19 protein-coding genes are annotated in these 17967 nt (G+C 69.6%); 8 read left to right on the forward strand and 11 right to left on the reverse strand.

The window, feature by feature from the left end; genetic code table 11:
- Positions 1 to 89: 89 nt before the first annotated feature.
- From ABD648_RS11635 to ABD648_RS11655, 5 genes are all read left to right on the forward strand, one after another.
- The gene (locus tag ABD648_RS11635) at positions 90 to 812 is read left to right on the forward strand and encodes a DUF2786 domain-containing protein (protein ID WP_282215121.1); all 723 of its coding nucleotides are present in this window, start codon (positions 90 to 92) and stop codon (positions 810 to 812) included.
- Between the two features lie 71 nt (positions 813 to 883).
- The gene (locus tag ABD648_RS11640) at positions 884 to 1234 is read left to right on the forward strand and encodes a TraR/DksA family transcriptional regulator (protein ID WP_282215122.1); all 351 of its coding nucleotides are present in this window, start codon (positions 884 to 886) and stop codon (positions 1232 to 1234) included.
- Between the two features lie 114 nt (positions 1235 to 1348).
- Complete coding sequence (locus ABD648_RS11645; protein ID WP_282217541.1) at positions 1349 to 1750, forward strand: cupin domain-containing protein; 402 nt, start codon at positions 1349 to 1351, stop codon at positions 1748 to 1750.
- Positions 1645 to 2082: a VOC family protein gene (locus ABD648_RS11650; protein WP_282215123.1), complete on the forward strand. Its 438-nt coding sequence runs from the start codon at positions 1645 to 1647 to the stop codon at positions 2080 to 2082. Before ABD648_RS11645 ends, ABD648_RS11650 begins: the two co-directional genes overlap by 106 nt.
- 90 nt (positions 2083 to 2172) lie before the next feature.
- A complete protein-coding gene (locus tag ABD648_RS11655) occupies positions 2173 to 2796 on the forward strand; it encodes a hypothetical protein (RefSeq protein ID WP_282215124.1) in 624 nt (207 codons plus the stop codon).
- Between the two features lie 40 nt (positions 2797 to 2836).
- Here the strand turns inward: ABD648_RS11655 and ABD648_RS11660 are convergent, their stop codons facing one another.
- From ABD648_RS11660 to ABD648_RS11690, 7 genes are all read right to left on the reverse strand, one after another.
- Positions 2837 to 3919 (reverse strand): tartrate dehydrogenase, encoded by a 1083-nt coding sequence (locus ABD648_RS11660; RefSeq protein ID WP_282215125.1) that lies wholly within the window; start codon positions 3917 to 3919, stop codon positions 2837 to 2839.
- A 132-nt stretch (positions 3920 to 4051) separates the two neighbouring features.
- Positions 4052 to 5029 carry an ABC transporter ATP-binding protein gene (locus tag ABD648_RS11665; RefSeq protein ID WP_282215126.1) on the reverse strand — a complete coding sequence of 326 codons (978 nt, stop codon included), beginning with the start codon at positions 5027 to 5029 and terminating at the stop codon, positions 4052 to 4054.
- Positions 5026 to 6087, reverse strand: coding sequence for an ABC transporter ATP-binding protein (locus tag ABD648_RS11670; protein WP_282215127.1), 1062 nt, complete (start codon positions 6085 to 6087; stop codon positions 5026 to 5028). The genes ABD648_RS11665 and ABD648_RS11670 overlap by 4 nt, the downstream gene beginning before the upstream one ends.
- Entirely contained in the window at positions 6084 to 6986 is a 903-nt protein-coding gene (locus ABD648_RS11675; protein ID WP_282215128.1) for an ABC transporter permease, read from the reverse strand. Before ABD648_RS11675 ends, ABD648_RS11670 begins: the two co-directional genes overlap by 4 nt.
- A complete protein-coding gene (locus ABD648_RS11680) occupies positions 6983 to 7948 on the reverse strand; it encodes an ABC transporter permease (RefSeq protein WP_282215129.1) in 966 nt (321 codons plus the stop codon). Before ABD648_RS11680 ends, ABD648_RS11675 begins: the two co-directional genes overlap by 4 nt.
- Before the next feature lie 46 nt (positions 7949 to 7994).
- A complete protein-coding gene (locus ABD648_RS11685) occupies positions 7995 to 9707 on the reverse strand; it encodes an ABC transporter family substrate-binding protein (protein WP_282215130.1) in 1713 nt (570 codons plus the stop codon).
- Between the two features lie 107 nt (positions 9708 to 9814).
- A complete protein-coding gene (locus ABD648_RS11690) occupies positions 9815 to 11674 on the reverse strand; it encodes a S9 family peptidase (RefSeq protein WP_282215131.1) in 1860 nt (619 codons plus the stop codon).
- 168 nt (positions 11675 to 11842) lie between these two features.
- On the opposite strand from ABD648_RS11690, the gene ABD648_RS11695 reads away from it, so the two are divergent.
- Complete coding sequence (locus ABD648_RS11695; RefSeq protein ID WP_282215132.1) at positions 11843 to 12559, forward strand: TetR/AcrR family transcriptional regulator; 717 nt, start codon at positions 11843 to 11845, stop codon at positions 12557 to 12559.
- Between the two features lie 168 nt (positions 12560 to 12727).
- On the opposite strand, the gene ABD648_RS11700 is transcribed toward ABD648_RS11695, so the two are convergent.
- The 4 genes from ABD648_RS11700 to ABD648_RS11715 all read right to left on the reverse strand — a co-directional run bounded on the left by ABD648_RS11700 (position 12728) and on the right by ABD648_RS11715 (position 16090).
- Positions 12728 to 13822 (reverse strand): M20 family metallopeptidase, encoded by a 1095-nt coding sequence (locus ABD648_RS11700; RefSeq protein WP_282215133.1) that lies wholly within the window; start codon positions 13820 to 13822, stop codon positions 12728 to 12730.
- Positions 13819 to 14694 carry an alpha/beta hydrolase gene (locus ABD648_RS11705; protein WP_282215134.1) on the reverse strand — a complete coding sequence of 292 codons (876 nt, stop codon included), beginning with the start codon at positions 14692 to 14694 and terminating at the stop codon, positions 13819 to 13821. The genes ABD648_RS11700 and ABD648_RS11705 overlap by 4 nt, the downstream gene beginning before the upstream one ends.
- 132 nt (positions 14695 to 14826) lie before the next feature.
- Positions 14827 to 15354 (reverse strand): hypothetical protein, encoded by a 528-nt coding sequence (locus ABD648_RS11710; RefSeq protein ID WP_282215135.1) that lies wholly within the window; start codon positions 15352 to 15354, stop codon positions 14827 to 14829.
- A gap of 37 nt (positions 15355 to 15391) precedes the next feature.
- Positions 15392 to 16090 (reverse strand): GntR family transcriptional regulator, encoded by a 699-nt coding sequence (locus ABD648_RS11715; protein ID WP_282215136.1) that lies wholly within the window; start codon positions 16088 to 16090, stop codon positions 15392 to 15394.
- 97 nt (positions 16091 to 16187) lie between these two features.
- Between ABD648_RS11715 and manD the strand changes: the two genes are divergently transcribed.
- Together manD and ABD648_RS11725 are read left to right on the forward strand one after the other, a co-directional pair.
- Positions 16188 to 17426 carry a D-mannonate dehydratase ManD gene (gene manD / locus ABD648_RS11720; protein WP_282215137.1) on the forward strand — a complete coding sequence of 413 codons (1239 nt, stop codon included), beginning with the start codon at positions 16188 to 16190 and terminating at the stop codon, positions 17424 to 17426.
- A gap of 11 nt (positions 17427 to 17437) precedes the next feature.
- Positions 17438 to 17965, forward strand: coding sequence for a gluconokinase (locus tag ABD648_RS11725; RefSeq protein WP_282215138.1), 528 nt, complete (start codon positions 17438 to 17440; stop codon positions 17963 to 17965).
- Positions 17966 to 17967 lie beyond the last annotated feature (2 nt).

Here is a 17967-nt window from a genome sequence, read left to right on the forward strand (position 1 = left end):
AACGACCTTCTCCACCGACCCCGGAAAAGGGCGTCGGAATGGGAGAACCCCCTCGGAGGATGCAGAGCATCACGAGCAAAGGGGATTCCATGACCGAAGCGAAGCTGGACCTGATCGCCAAGCTGCTGGCGAAGGCGGAGAGCACGACGCCCGAGGAGGCCGAGGCGCTCACCGAGCACGCCGAGCGGCTGATGGTGAAATATGGCATCGAGCAGGCGCGCCTCGACGAGCGCCGGGCGCGATCAGGACAGGCCGGCGAAGAGATCGTCCAGGAGCGGATCATCTTCACCGGCGTCTACGCGCGCGACATGCGTGAGCTCGGCACGCGGGTGGCGCTGGCGCTCGACACGGTGCGTCCGCTGCACGCCGACCATGCGGCCGGTTCGCTCCTGTACTTCGTGGGCTACGCGTCTGACGCGCAGCAGGCGCGCGTGCTCACCGCGAGCCTCGAGGTGCAGGCGATGGTGGCCATGCGGGCGTGGTGGGCCGCCCAGCGCGAGAGCTACCGGTGGTGCACGGAGGGAGACCGCCGGCGCGCGCGTAGCGGATTCATCCGTGGGTTCGCCGCCGGCGCGGCCGAGCGCATCGACGACAGCCGGCGCCGGATCATCGAGGAGGCCGCGAGCGGAACCGATCTCGTTCTGGCGTCGCGCCGCGACCGCGTGGACGCCGTGATCGACCGGATGGCGACGCGCAGAGCCCGTGGGCGTCAGAGGGCGGATGCCGGGGCCTACGTCCATGGGCACCGCTCGGGTCGCGAAGCGCGAACCGGTGAACGTACCGTGACCCCGGGCAGCGGCGGCGCGCGATGAATGCCATCCTCCGCAGCCGGGAGTGACCGCGGCGTCTCCGTGATGTCGGGGCTGCTGTCTAGTGTGAGGGCATGGCCACCGACCTGCGCGAACTCCTGGAAGACCTGCGCGCGCAGGCGGTCGCGCGCGTGGACGCCACGGCCGCGACCCTCGACCAGCTCACTCATGACCGGGAGGGGTCGAACGACGACGACGAACACGACCCCGAGGGGGTGACGCTGTCATCCGAATGGTCACGCCTGACCGGACTCGCGGAGGCAGCGGCATCCGAACTCCGACAGGTCGACGAGGCGATCGCGCGGATGGATGCCGGCACCTACGGCATCTGCGCGAACTGCGGTCGACCGATCCCCGCCGGCCGTCTCGAGGTGCGTCCGTTCGCCGTCCACTGTGTGAGCTGCGCCGAGAAGCTCGGTCGCTGAATCCGGTCGGCGTACCCTGAGGGCGAGAACGGAGGAACCATGACCATCCTGCCCAGAGACGTCGGCCGGGACGAAGACATCGAGGGTCGTCTGCTCGGGTCGCCCGTGAGCATCATGCGCGAGTACATCGCCACTCCGGGGCGCGGGCCGCGGCTGCACCGGCATCCGTACGCCGAGACGTTCGTGATCCACCACGGCCGGGCGCTGTTCACGGTCGGGGAGGAGCAGGTCGTGGGCGTGGGAGGGCAGATCCTCGTCGTCCCCTCGCTCGTCGACCATCGCTTCGAGGTTCTCTCGACGGCGGCACCTACGAGGCGACCCACGTGCATGCGAGCGACCGCTTCATCACGGAGTGGCTCGAGTAGCTCGGCCCGAACCCGACGTCGGCGCCTGCGAGTAGCATCCACCTCATGGCTATCAGACTCGAGAACGTCGGCATCGCGGTGCGCGACTTGGAGGCGACGATCTCCTTCTTCTCCGACCTCGGGCTCACCGTGCTCGGACGCGATGAGGTGAGCGGCGAATGGGCGGACACGGCGGTGGGTCTCGACGGGAACCACGCCAAGATCGCGGTGCTCCAGACGCCCGACGGCCAGGGGCAGATCGAGCTCTTCGAGTACATCCACCCCGACGCGATCGAGACCGAACCCACACTCCCCAACGAGATCGGGATGCACCGCATCGCCTTCGCCGTCGACGACATCGACGAGTCGTTGGCGATCGCCGCGCGCCACGGCTGCCACCCGCTGCGCGGCGTCGCGGACTACCAGGGCGTCTACAAGCTCACGTACCTCCGCGGGCCCAGCGGCATCCTCGTGATGTTCGCGCAGGACCTCACGAAGAGCTGACCATCCCGCGCCAGATCACCTCGATCGCGCAGTCCGAATGGACAGCTCCATGAACGGCGGATGACGCCGCGGTCTGGCTACGATTCCCGTGTGGACAAGCAGACGACGACCGCGCTCCTCCGCGAGCACTTCTTCCCGCCCCTGAAGGCGCAGGGGTTCGCGCGCAACGGGGACGTGCTGCGCCGCGCCGACGACCCGGTCGTGCACGTCGTCGAGGTCGTGCACCAGCCACGGCGCGGTGTCTTCCGCATCGACCTCGGCGTGCATCTGACGCTGCTGGGCGACGTCTCCGGCCACGTCATCGATCCGACGAAGATCCGCGAAGCGGACTGCGCCTGGCGGTCGTCGATCATCCCCGGGTTCCGCAACGACCACGACCCCGATTTCGTCTACGGCTCGACCGCCGAGGAAGCACAGGAGTCGGTGTCGTTCCTCGTCTCGGAGTGGGACCGGCAGTCGAGCGCGTTCTTCGGTCGGCTCGCCACCTGGCCGCAGGACTTCCACGAGGCGGCTCGCGCGGCAGTGATCGATCCTCCGCATCCGGCCCACCTGCTCACCTGGGCGCGGGTCTCGGCGCTGGCCGGTGACCTCGAGCTCGCCCGTCGCTGCGCCGAGGTCGCCCTTCCGAGCGTGCCCGAGCGCGCGACCGCTCTGCGCGCGGACCTCGAGGCGATCGTGAACGACCCGAGCACGGCAGTGCCGCAGCTGCGCTGATCGCCGTCAGCCGTACGCATCGTCGGGAGGAGTCGAGCCCCTACCCCGCGACGGCCTCCGCGATCGCGGCGCCGAGCTCGACCGTCGTGGCCGTGCCCCCGAGGTCGGGGGTGAAGGGCGCGGCATCCGCTCCTCGGGCGAGCACGTCCTCGATCGCGGTGAGGACGGCGGCTCCGGCATCCGGGTGTCCGAGGTGCTCGAGCATCATGGCCCCGCACCAGATCTGGCCGATCGGGTTCGCGATGCCGCGGCCGGCGATGTCGGGCGCCGAGCCGTGCACGGGCTCGAACAGGCTGGGGAACGCCCCCTCGGGGTTGATGTTGGCGCTGGGCGCGATGCCGATCGTACCGGTGCAGGCCGGGCCCAGGTCGGAGAGGATGTCGCCGAACAGGTTGCTCGCCACGACCACGTCGAACCAGTCGGGGTGCAGCACGAAGTTCGCGGTGAGGATGTCGATGTGGAACTGGTCCTGCCGCACGTCGGGGTAGTCGGCGCCGACGGCCGCGACCCGCTCGTCCCAGTAGGGCATCGAGATCGAGATGCCGTTGCTCTTGGTCGCCGACGTCAAGTGCTTGGCCTCGCGGCGCTGCGCCAGATCGTACGCGTAGCGCAGCACCCGGTCGACGCCGGTGCGGGTCATCACGGTCTCCTGCAACACGAACTCGCGATCGGTGCCCTCGAACATCCGGCCGCCGATCGAGGAGTACTCTCCCTCGGTGTTCTCGCGCATGACGTAGAAGTCGATGTCGCCGGGCTCACGACCGGCGAGCGGTGAGACCACGCCGGGCATCAGCCGCACCGGCCGCAGGTTCACGTACTGGTCGAACGCCCGCCGGAACTGGATGAGGCTCCCCCACAGACTCACGTGGTCGGGCACGACGTCGGGCCAGCCGACCGCTCCGAAGTAGATCGCGTCGAACCCGCGCAGCGTCTCGAACCAGTCGTCCGGCAGCATCCGCCCGTGCTGCTGCCAGTACGTCGCGCTCGCGAAGTCGAACTCGGTGAACTCGAGCGAGATGTCGAAGCGGGATGCCGCGGCGCGCAGCACGCGCAGCCCCTCAGGCATGACCTCGGTGCCGATGCCGTCTCCGGCGATCACGGCGATGCGGTGGGTGGTCGTCATGGGGGGAGGTTCCTTCCGTTGCGGTGGGCGTTCCGGTCGCACTTCGTGTTGTTCGTGGCCGTTCCGGTCGCAGTATCTGCCGCCTGCCGCGCGCTCCAGCGGCCGAAAGTGCGACCGGAACGCGGGCGGCGGTCAGTCGAGCTCGACGGGGTGATGGCAGGCGACGCGATGCGCGCCACCGTGGTCTTCGAGCTCGGGAACCACCTCGGCGCAGATCTCGGTGGCCTTCCAGCAACGTGTGCGGAAACGACATCCGCTGGGCGGCGAGACGGGGCTCGGCACATCGCCGGTGAGCACGATGCGCTCGCGCGCCCGCTCGGCCCGAGGATCGGGTACCGGGATCGCCGACAGCAGCGCCTGGGTGTACGGATGCCGTGGCCGCTCGTACAGTTCGTCGACGGGCCCTTCCTCGACGAGCTTGCCGAGGTACATGACTCCGACGCGGTCGCTCAGGTGCCGCACCACGGAAAGGTCGTGCGCGATGAACAGGTACGTGAGTCCGAGGTCGCGCTGCAGGTCGTCGAGCAGATTGAGCACCCCGGCCTGCACGCTCACATCGAGAGCACTGACCGGCTCATCGAGCACGATGACCTCGGGCTCCACGGCGAGCGCCCGCGCGATGCCGAGCCGCTGCCGCTGACCGCCGGAGAACTCGTGCGGGAAGCGGTCGGCGTGCGCGGGGTTCAGCCCGACCTGGGCGAGCAGCTCTTCGACCCGGCGCTCGTGGTTCCCCCGATGCAGCCCGTGGATCACGAGGGGTTCGGTCAGCGTCGCCCGCACGGACTTGCGCGGATTGAGCGAGGCGTACGGATCCTGGAACACGAACTGCACCCGCCGGCGCAGCGCCCGCAGCCGGCCGCCCTCGACGCCGGTGATGTCGTCGCCGTCCAGTCGGATCGAGCCGCCGTCACTGGACTGCAGTCGGGCGACGCTGCGGCCGAGCGAGGACTTGCCGCATCCGCTCTCGCCCACCAGCCCGAAGGTCTGTCCGCCGTCGATCGAGAGGCTGACGTCCGACACGGCCTGCACGACGTCGCGGGTCCGGCCGAAGAGACCACCGCCGACCTTGTACTCCTTGACGAGGTTCTGCACGGTCAGGCTCGTGCTCATGACGCCGCCTCCTTCTGCCATTCGTCGAGCCGCACGCACGCGGCGGTGTGGATGCCGGATGCCGTCGGCCCATCGACATCTGCAGCACCGCCATCTGCAGCACCGGCCCCGACTCCCACCGGCACCGCGGGCGGAACCGCCGCATCGCACAGCCCGGCGACCGCATGCGCGCAGCGCGGGGCGAACCGGCATCCGCTCGGCCACGCGGTCGCCACCGGCGGCTGACCCGCGATCTGGTACAGCCGCTCGTCGCGCGACGCCCGCCGGTCGATCCGCGGCAGCGACGCCAGGAGCCCTGCCGTGTAGGGGTGCGCGGTCTCGTAGAAGAGCGGATCGACGTCGGCCGTCTCGACCACCCCGCCCGCGTACATCACCAGGACGCGGTCGGCGGTGCCGGCGACCACGCCGAGGTCGTGCGTGATGAGCAGCACGGTCGTGCCGGTACGGCGCTGCACCTCGCGCAGCACCTCGAGCACCTGCGCCTGCACGGTCACGTCGAGCGCGGTCGTCGGCTCGTCGGCGATCAGCAGGTCGGGCTCGTTGGCGATGCTCATCGCGATCATCACGCGCTGGCGCATGCCTCCCGAGAACTCGTGCGGATAGCGGTCCACGCGCAGTTCGGGCGAGGGGATGCCGACCACGTCGAGCAGCTCGATCGCTCGCGCTTTCCGCTCGGCCGTCGTGGTGTCCGGGCGGTGCACGCGCACGGCCTCGATCAGCTGCTCGCCGACGCGCATCACCGGGTTGAGGGCGGTCAACGCGTCCTGGAAGACCACGGCGATGTCCTTGCCGCGGATCTCGCGCAGCGCGGCATCCGACATCCCGACGAGCTCCTGGCCGCGGAACCTGATCGAGCCGGTGACGACGGCCTTCTTCGGCAGCAGCCCCATGATCGCCATCGCGGTCAACGACTTGCCCGAGCCCGACTCCCCGACGATCCCGACCGTCTCCCCCTCGCGCAGCACGAACGAGACGCCCTCGATCGCCCGGGCGAGTCCGGCATCCGTCGGGAAGCTGACCGACAGATCCGAGACCTCGAGAAGCACCGCGCCGCTCACAGGTTCTTCCCCTGCGGGTCGAGCGCGTCGCGCAGGCCGTCGCCGATGAAGTTCACGCACAGCACCGTGACGAGGATGAACAGTCCGGGGAAGTACAGCAGGTACACCTGCGGAGTGCCGACGTAGCCGGCGGCCTGGCTGAGCATCGAGCCCCAGCTGGTCTGCGGCGGCTGCACGCCGAACCCGAGGAAGCTCAGCGTCGACTCGGCGATGATCGAAGAGGCCACGGCCAGGCTCATCGCGACCACGATCACGCCCGCGAGGTTCGGCAGCAGGTGCGAGACGACGATGCGGAATCCGGATGCTCCGATGCCGCGCGCCGCGTCGATGAAGTCCTTCTCCCGGAGCGACAGCACCTGCGCCCGCACGACCCGGGCGATGTAGGTCCAGCCGAGGGCGGTGAGCGCCAGGACGATCGTGGTCGGCGAGGGACCGAGGCCCTGCAGGATCACGGCCAGCAGCGCGATCGCCGGGACGATGAGGAAGAGATCGGTGATGCGCATGATGAGCTCGCCGATCCAGCCGCCGACGTAGCCCGAGATCGCGCCGAGGGCGGTGCCGACGACCGTCGCGAGCAGGGCGACGGCGAGTCCGATCGCGAGCGAGATCTGTCCGGAGAAGAGGATCTCGCTGAGGTAGTCGCGACCCAGCTCGTCGGTCCCGAGCCAGTGCGCACCCGAGGGCGGGGTCGGTCCGGTGAGGAGGTCCTGCTGTCCCTGCGGGTAAGGCGCGATCCAGCCCGCGCCGAAGCAGGCGATCAGCAGGATCACCAGCACGATCAGACTCACCACGCCCAGTCGGTGCCGCAGGAACCCCTTCAGCAGCTGACGGGTGGGCGCCTTCTGCGGCTCCTGCTCGGCGAGCAGCTCCTCGCGCCCCGCGATGCCGGCACCGCTCATGACAGTCTCACTCTCGGGTCGAGCACCGCGTAGGCGATGTCGGCGATCAGGTTGCAGATCACGACCGCGACGGCGACCACGATCATCCAGGGCAGCAGCACGAACACGTCGCCGGCCACGAGCGACTGCAGGAACAGACGCCCCATGCCGGGGATCGCGAAGATCTGCTCGGTGACCACGAGGCCGCCGATGAGGATCGCCGCGTCCAGCGCGACGACCGTGACGAACGGCGCGAGCGAGTTGCGCACCGCATGCCGCCAGATGACCTGCCGGCGCGGCACGCCCTTCGCGCGGGCGGTGCGCACGTAGTCGCTCGACAGCGCGTCGAGCATGGCGGCGCGGCCGAACCGGCTCCAGGACGCGATGAGGGCGATCATGAGCGCGGCCACGGGCAGGATCAGGTGACGGATGTAGTCGAGCACGCCGGTCTGCCCCGGCGAGTTCAGACCGATGAAGTACAGCGGCGGCTCGCTGAGCCCGAACGCCTCCTTCGGCCACACCGCGAACGTCTGGATGAGGATGAGGCCGAACCAGAAAGCCGGCATCGCGATGCCGAGGTACGAGGCCCCCGTGAGCAGGTTGTCGCCCAGGGAGTACTGCCGCACGGCCGAGTAGACGCTGATGCCGCCGGCGATGAGGATCGCGATCAGCAGCCCCCAGAACGCCAGCTGCAGCGTCGGCCACAGCGCTTCGCCGATCAGCGGCAGCACCGGGGTGCCGGTGCGGGTGCTCAGACCCCAGTCGCCGACCACCATGGAGCGCAGCCAGAGGAAGTACTGCTCGGGTACGGAACGGTCGAGCCCGAGCCGCTCCACCTCGCGGGCGAGCGCCGTCGGGTCCTGTGCCAGCCGGAGCTTCGCGAGCGGATCGAACGTCGCACGCACCGCCCAGAACAGCACGAAGGAGGCGACGAGGATCACCGGGATCGAGTACAGCACCCGTCGTGTGATGAACGTGATCATGTCGTCGCCTCCTTCCTCTGCGAATTCCTGGCCGCACCCGCGGGCGTCAGCCCGCGAGACCCCACTCGGCGAGGTTCCAGAACGGACCCTCGATCGGGTTGATCTGCAGCGGACCGCCGACCTTCTCGCTCCACAGCAGCACGTTCGGCACGGCGTCGAGCGGGAGCGACGGGACGTTCTCGGCGATCAGCGCATCGCCCTCGTGGGATGCCGCGATGCGCGCATCCGTGTCGATCTCGCTGTCGACCTGGGTGAGCAGGTCGTCGAGGCCGGGGATGTTCGCCCGGTAGAAGTTGATGCCCGAGAACCCGTTGGCGTCGCTCGGGATGTTCACCGAGGAGAACGTCGCGCTGAGCGTGGGGTCCGGGAACGTGTCGACGAGCGCCCAGATACCGGCCTGGAAGTCGCCTTCCGGCGCGATCGTGCCGAACAGGTCGGCGGGGGTGACCTGGTCGATGGTCATCTCGAATCCGGCATCCGCCAGCTGCGACTGCAGCACCTGCACGGTGAGGTCGCGGCGCTTGTTGCCGGCCAGCGTCTTGATCGAGAAGGTCGCGGTCTCGCCGCCCTTGGCCCAGACGCCGTCGCCGTTCTTCTTCCAGCCGTCGCCCTCCATCAGCTCGTCGACCTTGTCGAGGTCGAGCGTGTACTGCGAGAAGTCGTCGGAGGCGAACGGAGCGACCATCGGCGAGTTGAAGCTCTGCTGCGCCTTGTCGATGCCGAGGCTGCCGAAGAGGCGCTTCACGATGGCGTCGCGGTCGATCGAGTAGGCGAGCGCCTGACGGACCGCGACCGAGTCGAAGGGGGCGACGGCGTTGTTCAGCCAGATCGCCTCGAGGTTGCCGCTGCGGGCATCGACCTGCGACTTCACCCCGGGGAGCCCGGCCTCGATCTGCGAGAGCGCGTCGAGCTGCGGTGTGGGTGCGAGCACGCTGACCTGGCCGCTCTTGAGCGCCTGGAACGCGGCCGTCGTGTCGGGCAGGAAGAGGAACGTCACCTTGTCGAGGTGCGGCTTCTCTCCCCAGTAGTTCTCGTTCGGCACGAGCGTGACCGACGTGCCGCGGGTCCACTTCTCGATCTTCCACGGTCCGCCGCTGAAGTCGTAGCCGTCGGCCATCATGGCGTTGCGGTCCTGACCCTCGAGGATGTGCGCCGGCATGATGCCGTAGACGCTGAACAGCGTGCGCCATCCGGCGAACGCGGAGTCGAGGGTGACGACGGCCTTCTGCGGGTCGCTGACGTCGACGGCGGTGATCCGGTCGTATCCGGTCTTGTCGAAGATGTCGTCGCCGTCGCGGATCTGCAGGGCGGTGTAGGCGAAGTCGGCTGAGGTGATGGGCTCGCCGTCCGACCACACGGCATCCGGGTTGATCTCGTAGGTGACCGTCTGGGTGCCGTCCTCGGCGACCTCGGCGGTCGGCTCTCCCGTGACGAGATCCGACGGCACCGGCACCCACTCGTCATCGACGAGGCGGGTCTGGAACACGCTCGGCATGGTGGGGATCTGCATCACGTAGGTGCCCCAGATGGAGCCGCCGCAGGTGGCGATCCAGTCGGCGCAGTCGGGCTCCTGCTCGGCGCCGATGACGAGCTCGCCGCCGTCGACGACGGCGACCTCCTCGTTCGTCTCCGCGGGGGTGGGCGACGGGGTGCAGGCTGCGAGCGAGCCGATGAGCGCGGCGGCGGTGAGAGCCGCGAGGATGCCGCGTCGGGACAGTCGGGAAGAGGGTACAGCGGTGCGAAGCAGTGATTTCGACATGGACGGATCTCCAGTGAGCGTGCGACGAAGGAACAGTGCAAGAGGTGCTGTGATGCGGGTGGTGGTCCGACTCTAGAACCGAGTGGAAAAGATAGCAAGTGTTTTAGTCAATGTTCCTGACTAGGGGCGATGCCGGGAGCGTCCCAGCGGTCTCCTGCGAGCGTTCGGAGGGCCAGTTCCTGCATGCGGCGCTGGTCGTGAGCGGCCCCGCGGAGGCCCGTGGGCTCGTGTCCGCCCTCGAAGATCTCGAGCACGGCGTCGCCGCCGCGAGCGCGCAGCCGGTCGACGTAGCCCTGCACACCGACGACCGGTGTGCGGGTGTCGATCGAGCCTTGATTGATCCAGACGGATGCCGTGACGTCGTCGAGGTACGAGATGGCCGAGAAGCGCTCGACGAGCTCCGGCGGAACCCACGAGCTCCAGACGCTCCGGACCGCGGGGTTCATCGCGTCGATCGTCACCGACCAGTCGGCCACGGCGACGTGCGCGAAGCCTCCGGCGAACAGCTCAGGGAGTCGCCCCACACTGAGCAGGGTCATGTGCCCGCCGTAGGACGCTCCGGTGACGAAGGTGGATGCCGGGTCGGCGAGGCCCTGCGCGCGCAACCAGTCGATCGCCGCGGAGACGTCTTCGATCTCGCGGTCGCCGCCGACGTTCCAGAATCCCTCGCGGAACGCGCGTCCGAACGTCACGGACCCCCGGTAGTTCAGGGAGGCGTACGCGAAACCGGCATCGAGCCAGGACTGGGCGGAGGGGTTGTAGTGATCCACTGCCACGAGCATCGGCCCGCCGTGGATCTCGAGGATCGTGCCGAGCGGCTCACGATCGGCCGGGCGGCCCGACCACAGCTGCACCCTGGTGCCGTCGGCGCTCGTGACCAGGGTCGAGGTCAGCGGCTGCCCCGGCGGCACGGCTGCGGGGGCGATCAGCGTCTTCTCGGCGCCGTCGGCGGCGACCTCCGTGACGCGCAGGGGAACGTCCCAGGTCGAGCGCATCGCCCGGACGGCGCCGTCCGGCGCGTAGTACGACGTCCAGTAGAACGGATGCAGGTTGGCGATGTCGGGCTCAGCGAAGCTGCCGCCGTCGAGCACAGTCCGCACCCCGCCGTCCGCCTCCTCGATCTCGAGCAGACGATGGATGCCGCCGTCGACGTGCAGCGCGAGGATGCGGCCGCTCGGGGCGTGCCAGTCGAGCGCGATCACCTCTCCGGCGATGTCGGGCAGGTCGAAGTCGTGCCGCTCCCCGGTGCGCGGATTCCAGATCGCCGGGCGCGAGAATCCGCTGCGCTCGGTGTTGAGGAGCAGGCGGTCGTCCCCCGCGATGGAGGAGAACCGCACGGCACGAACCGGCCCGTCGGGGAGGTCGTCGAGCGTCGCGACGGTCGCGCCGCTCGCGCTATCCACGACCGTGATGCGAGGACGACGGATGCCGGGATTGTGGTCGGTCGTGTCGATCGAGACCAGCGTCGCGTCGGCCGACGGCATCCCGAACCAGGCCTCGATCGGGTTCGAGTACACGACTCTCGGCTCGCCCCAGGGGGCTGCCGGGATCGCCAGTACGTGGAAGCCCTCCTCGTCGACGACCGTGGCGATGAGCGTGGAGCCGTCGAACGAGAACACCAGCCCGCGCAGGACGTAGGGCTCGCGACCGGGGGTGAGGGCTACGCGCTCGGAGCCGTCGAGGGAGATCGCGACGAGGGCGCCCACCTCCGAGCCGCCGCCGTCGTCGAGGTCGACGATCCAGCGGCCGTCCGGCGTGACGATCGCGCCCGTGCTCACATCGAACGGGAGAAGACCCTCGGGGGCGTTCGGCGCCTGCCACAGTCGTGCACGCGCACCCTCGGGGTGGTTCTCGATCACGAGCGCGCGATCGGCCGCACCCGCGGCGGGGCGCACTGTCATGAGGTACGGAACGGCGAAGCGCTGGTCGATCATCGCTGTCGTCGCGTCTTCCGGGGTGTGCAGCATCCTTGCTTCTCCTCGTCATCGCCAATGCCGTTGACTATAGCATTGGCTATGCTGATCGGGCCAGGGATTCCGGCATTGTCGACGGGCATGACAGGAGCCGTGATCATGGTGGGGTACCGTGATCTCTGCGTGACCGACGCACGGTGACGACAGCGAAGGAGTGACTCGATGGCGACTCGGAAGGCCGCAGGTCAGGCGAAGGCGCCGGCCCGCACGAGCGGGAACACTGCACGCCCCCGCCGCGCACGCGACTCGCTCAGCCGCGACATCATCGTCGCCGCCGCAGACCGCGTCGTGGAACGCGAAGGGCTGGACCGGCTGACGTTCCAGGCCATCGGCGAGGAGCTCGGCGCGCACCCGACATCGATCTACCGGCACTTCCGCGACAAGGACGAGCTTCTTCTCGCCCTGATCGACACCCTTCGCGCCCGCTCCTACAGCGGCGGCATGGTCGCGACCGACGACTGGCTCGCCGACCTGCGCACCCAGGCGCACCTGATCCACGACCACTACATGCGCTACCCCGAGTTCGCGCTGCAGATGGCGCTGCGCCGCCCCACGGACTTCTCCTCGATGGAGTTCTCGATCGGCGCCCTCCGACGCGGAGGCTACGACAAGGAGCAGGCGGCGCTGTACGCCCGCGCGCTCGGGCAGCTGATCCGCTCGGCATCCAGCATCCAGGCCGCACTCACGGCGCTGCCCGCCGACGTGCAGGACTCCGACGAGCTCACCTGGCAGATGGACTACCGACGGCTCGACCCCGACGAGTTCCCGAACATCGTCTGGGCCGGCGACAGCCTTCCCGGCGTGCGCGACCCGCGGGCCTGGGAGTCCGCGCTCGACCTGCTGCTGGAGAGCATCGAGCGGCACGCGCCCGGCGCCTGAGGCTTGCGGGGCTGGCCTGTGGTCGGGCAGCCGCCGCGATCTGGCACCCCGTTCTGAGCAGGCACACGTTGTGAGCACGCACTACGAAGGAGATCTCACGCTTCGAAGGAGCATCCGGCCTCAAACCTCCTTCATTGCGTGAGATCTCCTTCACGACGTGCGCTGCGATCAACCGCGCGCCGTGAGGTCGTCGAGCATCCCTGCGAGCAGGTCGATCCGCTCCATCATCGAGTCGATCGACACCCACTCGTGGTCGGCGTGCGCGCCCGCGCCGCGCGGCCCGAGGCCGTCGAGTGTGCGGGCGCCGACAGCGGCGGTGAAGTTGCCATCGGATGCTCCGCCGGCGGACACCGCCTCGATCTCCGGATGCCGGAGGCGCGCGGCCACCCGACGGGCGCAGTCGAGAAGTTCGGCGGAGGAGCTCTCCTCCATCGGCGGGCGGTTGATACCGCCCGTGACGTCGACGGAGACTCCTTCGGTGTGCGCGCTCAGCCCCTGCATCCGCTCGTCGACGCGTTCGAGCTCGCCGAGCGTCCAGGCCCGCACGTCGACCCGCACCTCCGCATGCTCGGGGATCACGTTGGTTACGGTCCCCGCCTGCGCGACGGTCGGACTCACGGTCGTGCCGGCCGCGTCGTCGGCGAGTTCGGGCAGCGCGAGCACGTGATGCGCGAGCTCGGCCAGGGCGCTCCGCCCCTTCCACGGCTCGAGGCCCGCGTGCGCCGCGCGCCCGGTGAAGGCGATCCGATAGATGCTGCCGCCGCGACGGGCGATCTTGAGCGCTCCGTCGAGGCTGGGCTCGAGCACCAGCACGGTGCCGGCGCGCCGGGCCTCCCGCTCGATGAGCGCGCGCGAGGTCAGTGAGCCGACCTCCTCGTCGCTGGTCAGCAGCACGGCGACCTCACCGGGCCGCGCGATCCGGGCGAGGGCTGCCGCCATGATCACGATGCCGGCCTTCATGTCGAAGACCCCGGGGCCCGTCGCCCTGTCGCCGTCGATGCGGAACGGACGGTCGACGATCGTGCCCTTCGGGAAGACCGTGTCGAGGTGGCCGATCAGCAGCACGGCCGGCGCATCGCCGCCGGTCCAGCGCAGATGCGCGATGCCGTCGACGGTCTCGATGATCCCCGGCTCGCCGATGATCGGCTCGAGCCACGAGCGCACCAGCTGCTGCGCGGCCTCGAGACCTGCGGCGTCGCCCGTGGGCGTCTCGATGGACACGAGCTCGGCGAGACGCTCGACCGCGAGCGATCGCGCGCTCATGCGGCGACCTCGGTCGCCGCGAAGAATTCCCGCAACGCGGCGGCGGTCGCCTCCGGCGCCTCTTCCGCCAGGTAGTGGTCCGCCTCGATCGGCGCCCCTGTGACACCCGGGGCATACGGTGCCCACGTCGCGAGCACATCGAAGTTGCGGCCCACGTAGCTGTGCGCACCCCAGAGCGCGACGGTCGGGCAGGCGACCGTGCGTCCGGCCTCCCGGTCCGCGCGATCATGATCGAGGTCGACGGTCGCCGCGGCGCGGTAGTCGGCCCCCGAGGCGAACACGGTGTCGATGTCGAAGCAGCGCCGGTACTCATCGTATGCGTCCGGCAGTCGATCGCCGTCATGGCGCCGGCCGGTGAACCTGCTGCGCAGCCAGGTCTCCCGATCCGCGCCGATCAGCGCCTCCGGCATCCCGTCGTCCCGTGCGAGGAAGAACCAGTGGAAGTACGCGGTCGCCATCGCCCGGTCGACGTTCTCGAACATGTGCAGAGTGGGCACGATGTCGAGCACGGCCAGCGCCGACACGGCATCCGCATGATCCAGCGCCATCCGATGAGCGACGCGCCCGCCGCGATCATGGCCGGCCACGGCGAAGCGAGGGAAGCCGAGCTCGCGCATCAGCGTCACCTGGTCGCGCACCATCTCGCGCTTGGCGTAGTGGTCACCGCGCGGCTTCGCCGAGTCGCCGTAGCCGCGCAGGTCGGCGGCGACGACCGTGTGGTCCGCGGCGAGCGCCTCGGCGACGTCGTCCCACATGGCCTTGGTCTCGGGATACCCGTGGAGCAGCAGCACCGGGGATCCGGATCCGCGCACCTCGGCCGCGATCCTGATGCCGTCGCAGCCCACCGCTACCTGCGTGCGGGGTGTGGTCATCGTCGTCCCACTCTCGAAGAAGTCCAGTCAACAAGTCAATCCCGTTGACTATAGCAATGACCAGTGCGCCGGGATAGCCCGGGATCCGACGAACCCGGCGTCAGAGTGCGGCGAACCCCGCGGCGGCGCAGGCTAGTCGGGCGCCCGAACAGCGGTCGCAGAAGAGGCAGCCGCGGCGGCGACCAACCGCGACATCCCGGGCGCCGACGTGTGCACGCGCAGGGTCGTGCCGTCGGACGAGCGCACCACCAGCATCCGTCTTCCCCGCCGGTCGATCGTGCGATGCGAGACGATGTCGCGATAGCGGATGCTGCGCTCCGCGCCGAAGATCGTCCGGAACACGACCGCGTCGGCACCGGGCAGCACGTACCGATTGCGATAGGCGAGCAGGACGAGCAGGCCGACCACGAGCAGCACCGCCGACGCGATGCGGAACGGCACCGGGTCGCGCATGTCACCGCTGCCGAACCCCAGGAGCGACGCCACGACAGCGAGGGCGAGCAGCACCGCGGCGGCGATGGCGACGGACCGCGGCAGGCGGACACGGGGATCCCGGGTCTTCGCGCGGTTCGAGCGGCCGAAGAACGAGCGCACGAGCACCACCACGAAGACCAGCGCCGCGGCGAAGAGGACGATCTTCAGCACGAAGGCGGGGATCATGTTCCGACGGTATCAAGCGCCGGGGCCACGACGGCGCTCAACGCCGGGATGCCCGCCCGGTGCGCGCCGGCGCCGGACCCGCGAAGAGCTCCGGATGCTGCGCCTGCACAGCCTCGAGATCGGCGAACACGAACCGGAGGTGCGCGCGGAGCGCGGCGATGGCGGCATCCGAATCTCCGCCCGCGAGGGCGTCGACCACGCGCTCATGGTCGTCGACGTAGTCCTGCACGGCACGGGTGGCGCTCATGCCGACGTAGCGCGCCCGGTCGAGGTGCCCCTTCGCGGCGCTCACCGCGGCCCAGGCGTTCGCGTGTCCTGCCAGGCCGAGGAGCGCGCGGTGGAACTCCTCGTCCAGTGGATAGAAGGCGTCGCGGTCGCGGGCGCCGCGCTGCCGGCGGATGAGGTCGCGCAGCATCCGCTCCTCGTCGGCCGACGGCTGCGCGCAGGCCCCGAGGGACGCGAGCTCGATGGCTTCGCGGATGAACTGCGCCTCACACACGCGGTCGGGATCGATGCGCGTGACGTAGGTTCCGCTCTGCGGCCGCACCTCGACGAGCCCCTCCTGCGCGATGAGCAGCAGCGCCTCGCGCACGGGCTGCCGGCTGAGTCCGAGCGACACGGCGAGCTCGTTCTCGGAGAGCAGTGCGCCCGGGGCGAATCGACCGCCGATGATGTCGTCGCGCACGCGTCCGTACGCGAGTTCACGCGCGGAGGTGCGGGCGACGGGGGCGGGCATACCGTCACGATAGCTTGACACAACTTGTATGGCAGTGATTCCATGGAGGTGTCGGCGAGGTGATCCCCACTGTCGCCCTGCACCCGAGGAGCATCCGATGACCATCGACAGGGCAGAGGTCATCGTGACCAGTCCCGATCGCAACTTCGTCACGCTGAAGATCACGACCGCCGACGGAGTGACCGGCTTGGGGGATGCCACCCTCAACGGGCGCGAGCTCGCGGTGGTCGCGTACCTGTCCGAGCACGTGGTGCCGCTGCTGATCGGGGCGGACGAGTCGCGCATCGAGGACACCTGGCAGTTCCTGTACCGGTCGGCGTACTGGCGGCGGGGTCCGGTCACGATGGCGGCGATCGCCGCGGTCGACATGGCGCTGTGGGACATCAAGGGCAAGGTCGCGGGTCTCCCCGTGTACCAGCTGCTCGGCGGCGCGTCCCGGAACGGACTGATGGCGTACGGACACGCGTCGGGCAAGGAGCTGCCCGAGCTGTTCGACTCGATCCGCGCGCACCAGGCGCAGGGGTACCGGGCGATCCGGGTGCAGACCGGCGTCCCGACCCTGAAGGCGATCTACGGCATCGCGTCGCAGTCCGCCGACACCGGGGGCGGCGAGGCCCGCTACGACCACGAGCCGGCCCGCCGTGGGGCGAAGCCGGTGGAGGAGGACTGGGACACCCGCGCGTATCTGAACCACCTCCCCGGTGTCTTCGAGGCGGTGCGCAACGAGTTCGGCCCCGACATCCCCCTGCTCCACGACGGCCACCACCGGATGACGCCCATCCAGGCCGCACGCCTGGGCAAGGACCTCGAGCCGTACGACCTGTTCTGGCTGGAGGACTGCACCCCGGCCGAGAACCAGGAGGCGCTGCGCCTGGTGCGCCAGCACACCACCACCCCACTCGCGATCGGGGAGATCTTCAACACGGTCTGGGACTTCAAGGACATCATCCGCGACCAGCTCATCGACTACGTCCGCGGGGCCGTCACCCACATGGGCGGTATCAGCGCCTTGAAGAAGACCCTCGACTACGCCGCGATGTACCAGATCAAGTCGGGCATGCACGGGCCGACCGACATCTCGCCGGTCGGCATGGCCGCCGCGATGCACCTCGGTCTCGCGATCCACAACTTCGGCATCCAGGAGTACATGCAGCACGGATCCCGCACCGACCAGGTCTTCCAGCAGTCGTTCACCTGGACCGACGGCTACCTGCACCCCGGCGACAAGCCCGGCCTCGGTGTCGAGCTCGACGTCGACGAAGCCGGCAGATACCCGTACGAGCAGGCGTACCTGCCCTACAACCGTCTCCTCGACGGCACGGTCCACGACTGGTGAAGGATGGAGGGGTGAACGCCGCATCCCACTCCGCACCGCCCCTCGTCGTGATGGGCGTCTCCGGCGTCGGCAAGACGACCATCGGCCAGGAGCTGGCTCGCCGGCAGGGCACTCGCTTCGTCGACGCCGACGACCTCCACGGACCGGAGAACATCGCCAAGATGAGCGCGGGCATCCCGCTGGTCGACGACGATCGCTGGCCCTGGCTGGATCGCGTCGGCGCTGTGCTCGCGGCGGAGCCCGGGGTCGTCATGGCGTGCTCGGCGCTGCGGCGGGTCTACCGCGACCGCCTGCGGGCGAACGCGCCTGCGACCCTGTTCGTGCACCTCGCCGCGGCGCCCGAGAGAGTGGCGGCACAGGCGGCCGCACGCGAGGACCACTTCATGCCGCCGGCGCTGCTGCGGTCGCAGATCGCCACGCTCGAGCCGCTCGACGAGGACGAGCCGGGCATCACAGTCATCGTGGATGCAGGCCCCGATGACCTCGTCGATCGCATCCTGGGTCTTCTGGCAGGTGAGCGGGAGCGGTCCGAGAAGTAGGC

It is taken from the genome of Microbacterium luteolum (genome assembly GCF_039533965.1).
GTDB classification, from domain to species: Bacteria; Actinomycetota; Actinomycetes; order Actinomycetales; family Microbacteriaceae; genus Microbacterium; species Microbacterium luteolum.

Excerpts from the sequence above, each read along its gene's own strand:
- ABD648_RS11705 (WP_282215134.1), bottom strand. The coding sequence starts at position 14,694 with ATGACCACACCCCGCACGCAGGTAGCGGTGGGCTGCGACGGCATCAGG.
- ABD648_RS11645 (WP_282217541.1), top strand. The coding sequence starts at position 1,349 with ATGCGCGAGTACATCGCCACTCCGGGGCGCGGGCCGCGGCTGCACCGG.
- ABD648_RS11710 (WP_282215135.1), bottom strand. The coding sequence starts at position 15,354 with ATGATCCCCGCCTTCGTGCTGAAGATCGTCCTCTTCGCCGCGGCGCTG.
- ABD648_RS11665 (WP_282215126.1), bottom strand. The coding sequence starts at position 5,029 with ATGAGCACGAGCCTGACCGTGCAGAACCTCGTCAAGGAGTACAAGGTC.
- ABD648_RS11695 (WP_282215132.1), top strand. The coding sequence starts at position 11,843 with ATGGCGACTCGGAAGGCCGCAGGTCAGGCGAAGGCGCCGGCCCGCACG.
- manD (WP_282215137.1), top strand. The coding sequence starts at position 16,188 with ATGACCATCGACAGGGCAGAGGTCATCGTGACCAGTCCCGATCGCAAC.
- ABD648_RS11635 (WP_282215121.1), top strand. The coding sequence starts at position 90 with ATGACCGAAGCGAAGCTGGACCTGATCGCCAAGCTGCTGGCGAAGGCG.
- ABD648_RS11680 (WP_282215129.1), bottom strand. The coding sequence starts at position 7,948 with ATGATCACGTTCATCACACGACGGGTGCTGTACTCGATCCCGGTGATC.
- ABD648_RS11700 (WP_282215133.1), bottom strand. The coding sequence starts at position 13,822 with ATGAGCGCGCGATCGCTCGCGGTCGAGCGTCTCGCCGAGCTCGTGTCC.
- ABD648_RS11685 (WP_282215130.1), bottom strand. The coding sequence starts at position 9,707 with ATGTCGAAATCACTGCTTCGCACCGCTGTACCCTCTTCCCGACTGTCC.
- ABD648_RS11715 (WP_282215136.1), bottom strand. The coding sequence starts at position 16,090 with ATGCCCGCCCCCGTCGCCCGCACCTCCGCGCGTGAACTCGCGTACGGA.
- ABD648_RS11675 (WP_282215128.1), bottom strand. The coding sequence starts at position 6,986 with ATGAGCGGTGCCGGCATCGCGGGGCGCGAGGAGCTGCTCGCCGAGCAG.
- ABD648_RS11690 (WP_282215131.1), bottom strand. The coding sequence starts at position 11,674 with ATGCTGCACACCCCGGAAGACGCGACGACAGCGATGATCGACCAGCGC.
- ABD648_RS11660 (WP_282215125.1), bottom strand. The coding sequence starts at position 3,919 with ATGACGACCACCCACCGCATCGCCGTGATCGCCGGAGACGGCATCGGC.
- ABD648_RS11640 (WP_282215122.1), top strand. The coding sequence starts at position 884 with ATGGCCACCGACCTGCGCGAACTCCTGGAAGACCTGCGCGCGCAGGCG.
- ABD648_RS11650 (WP_282215123.1), top strand. The coding sequence starts at position 1,645 with ATGGCTATCAGACTCGAGAACGTCGGCATCGCGGTGCGCGACTTGGAG.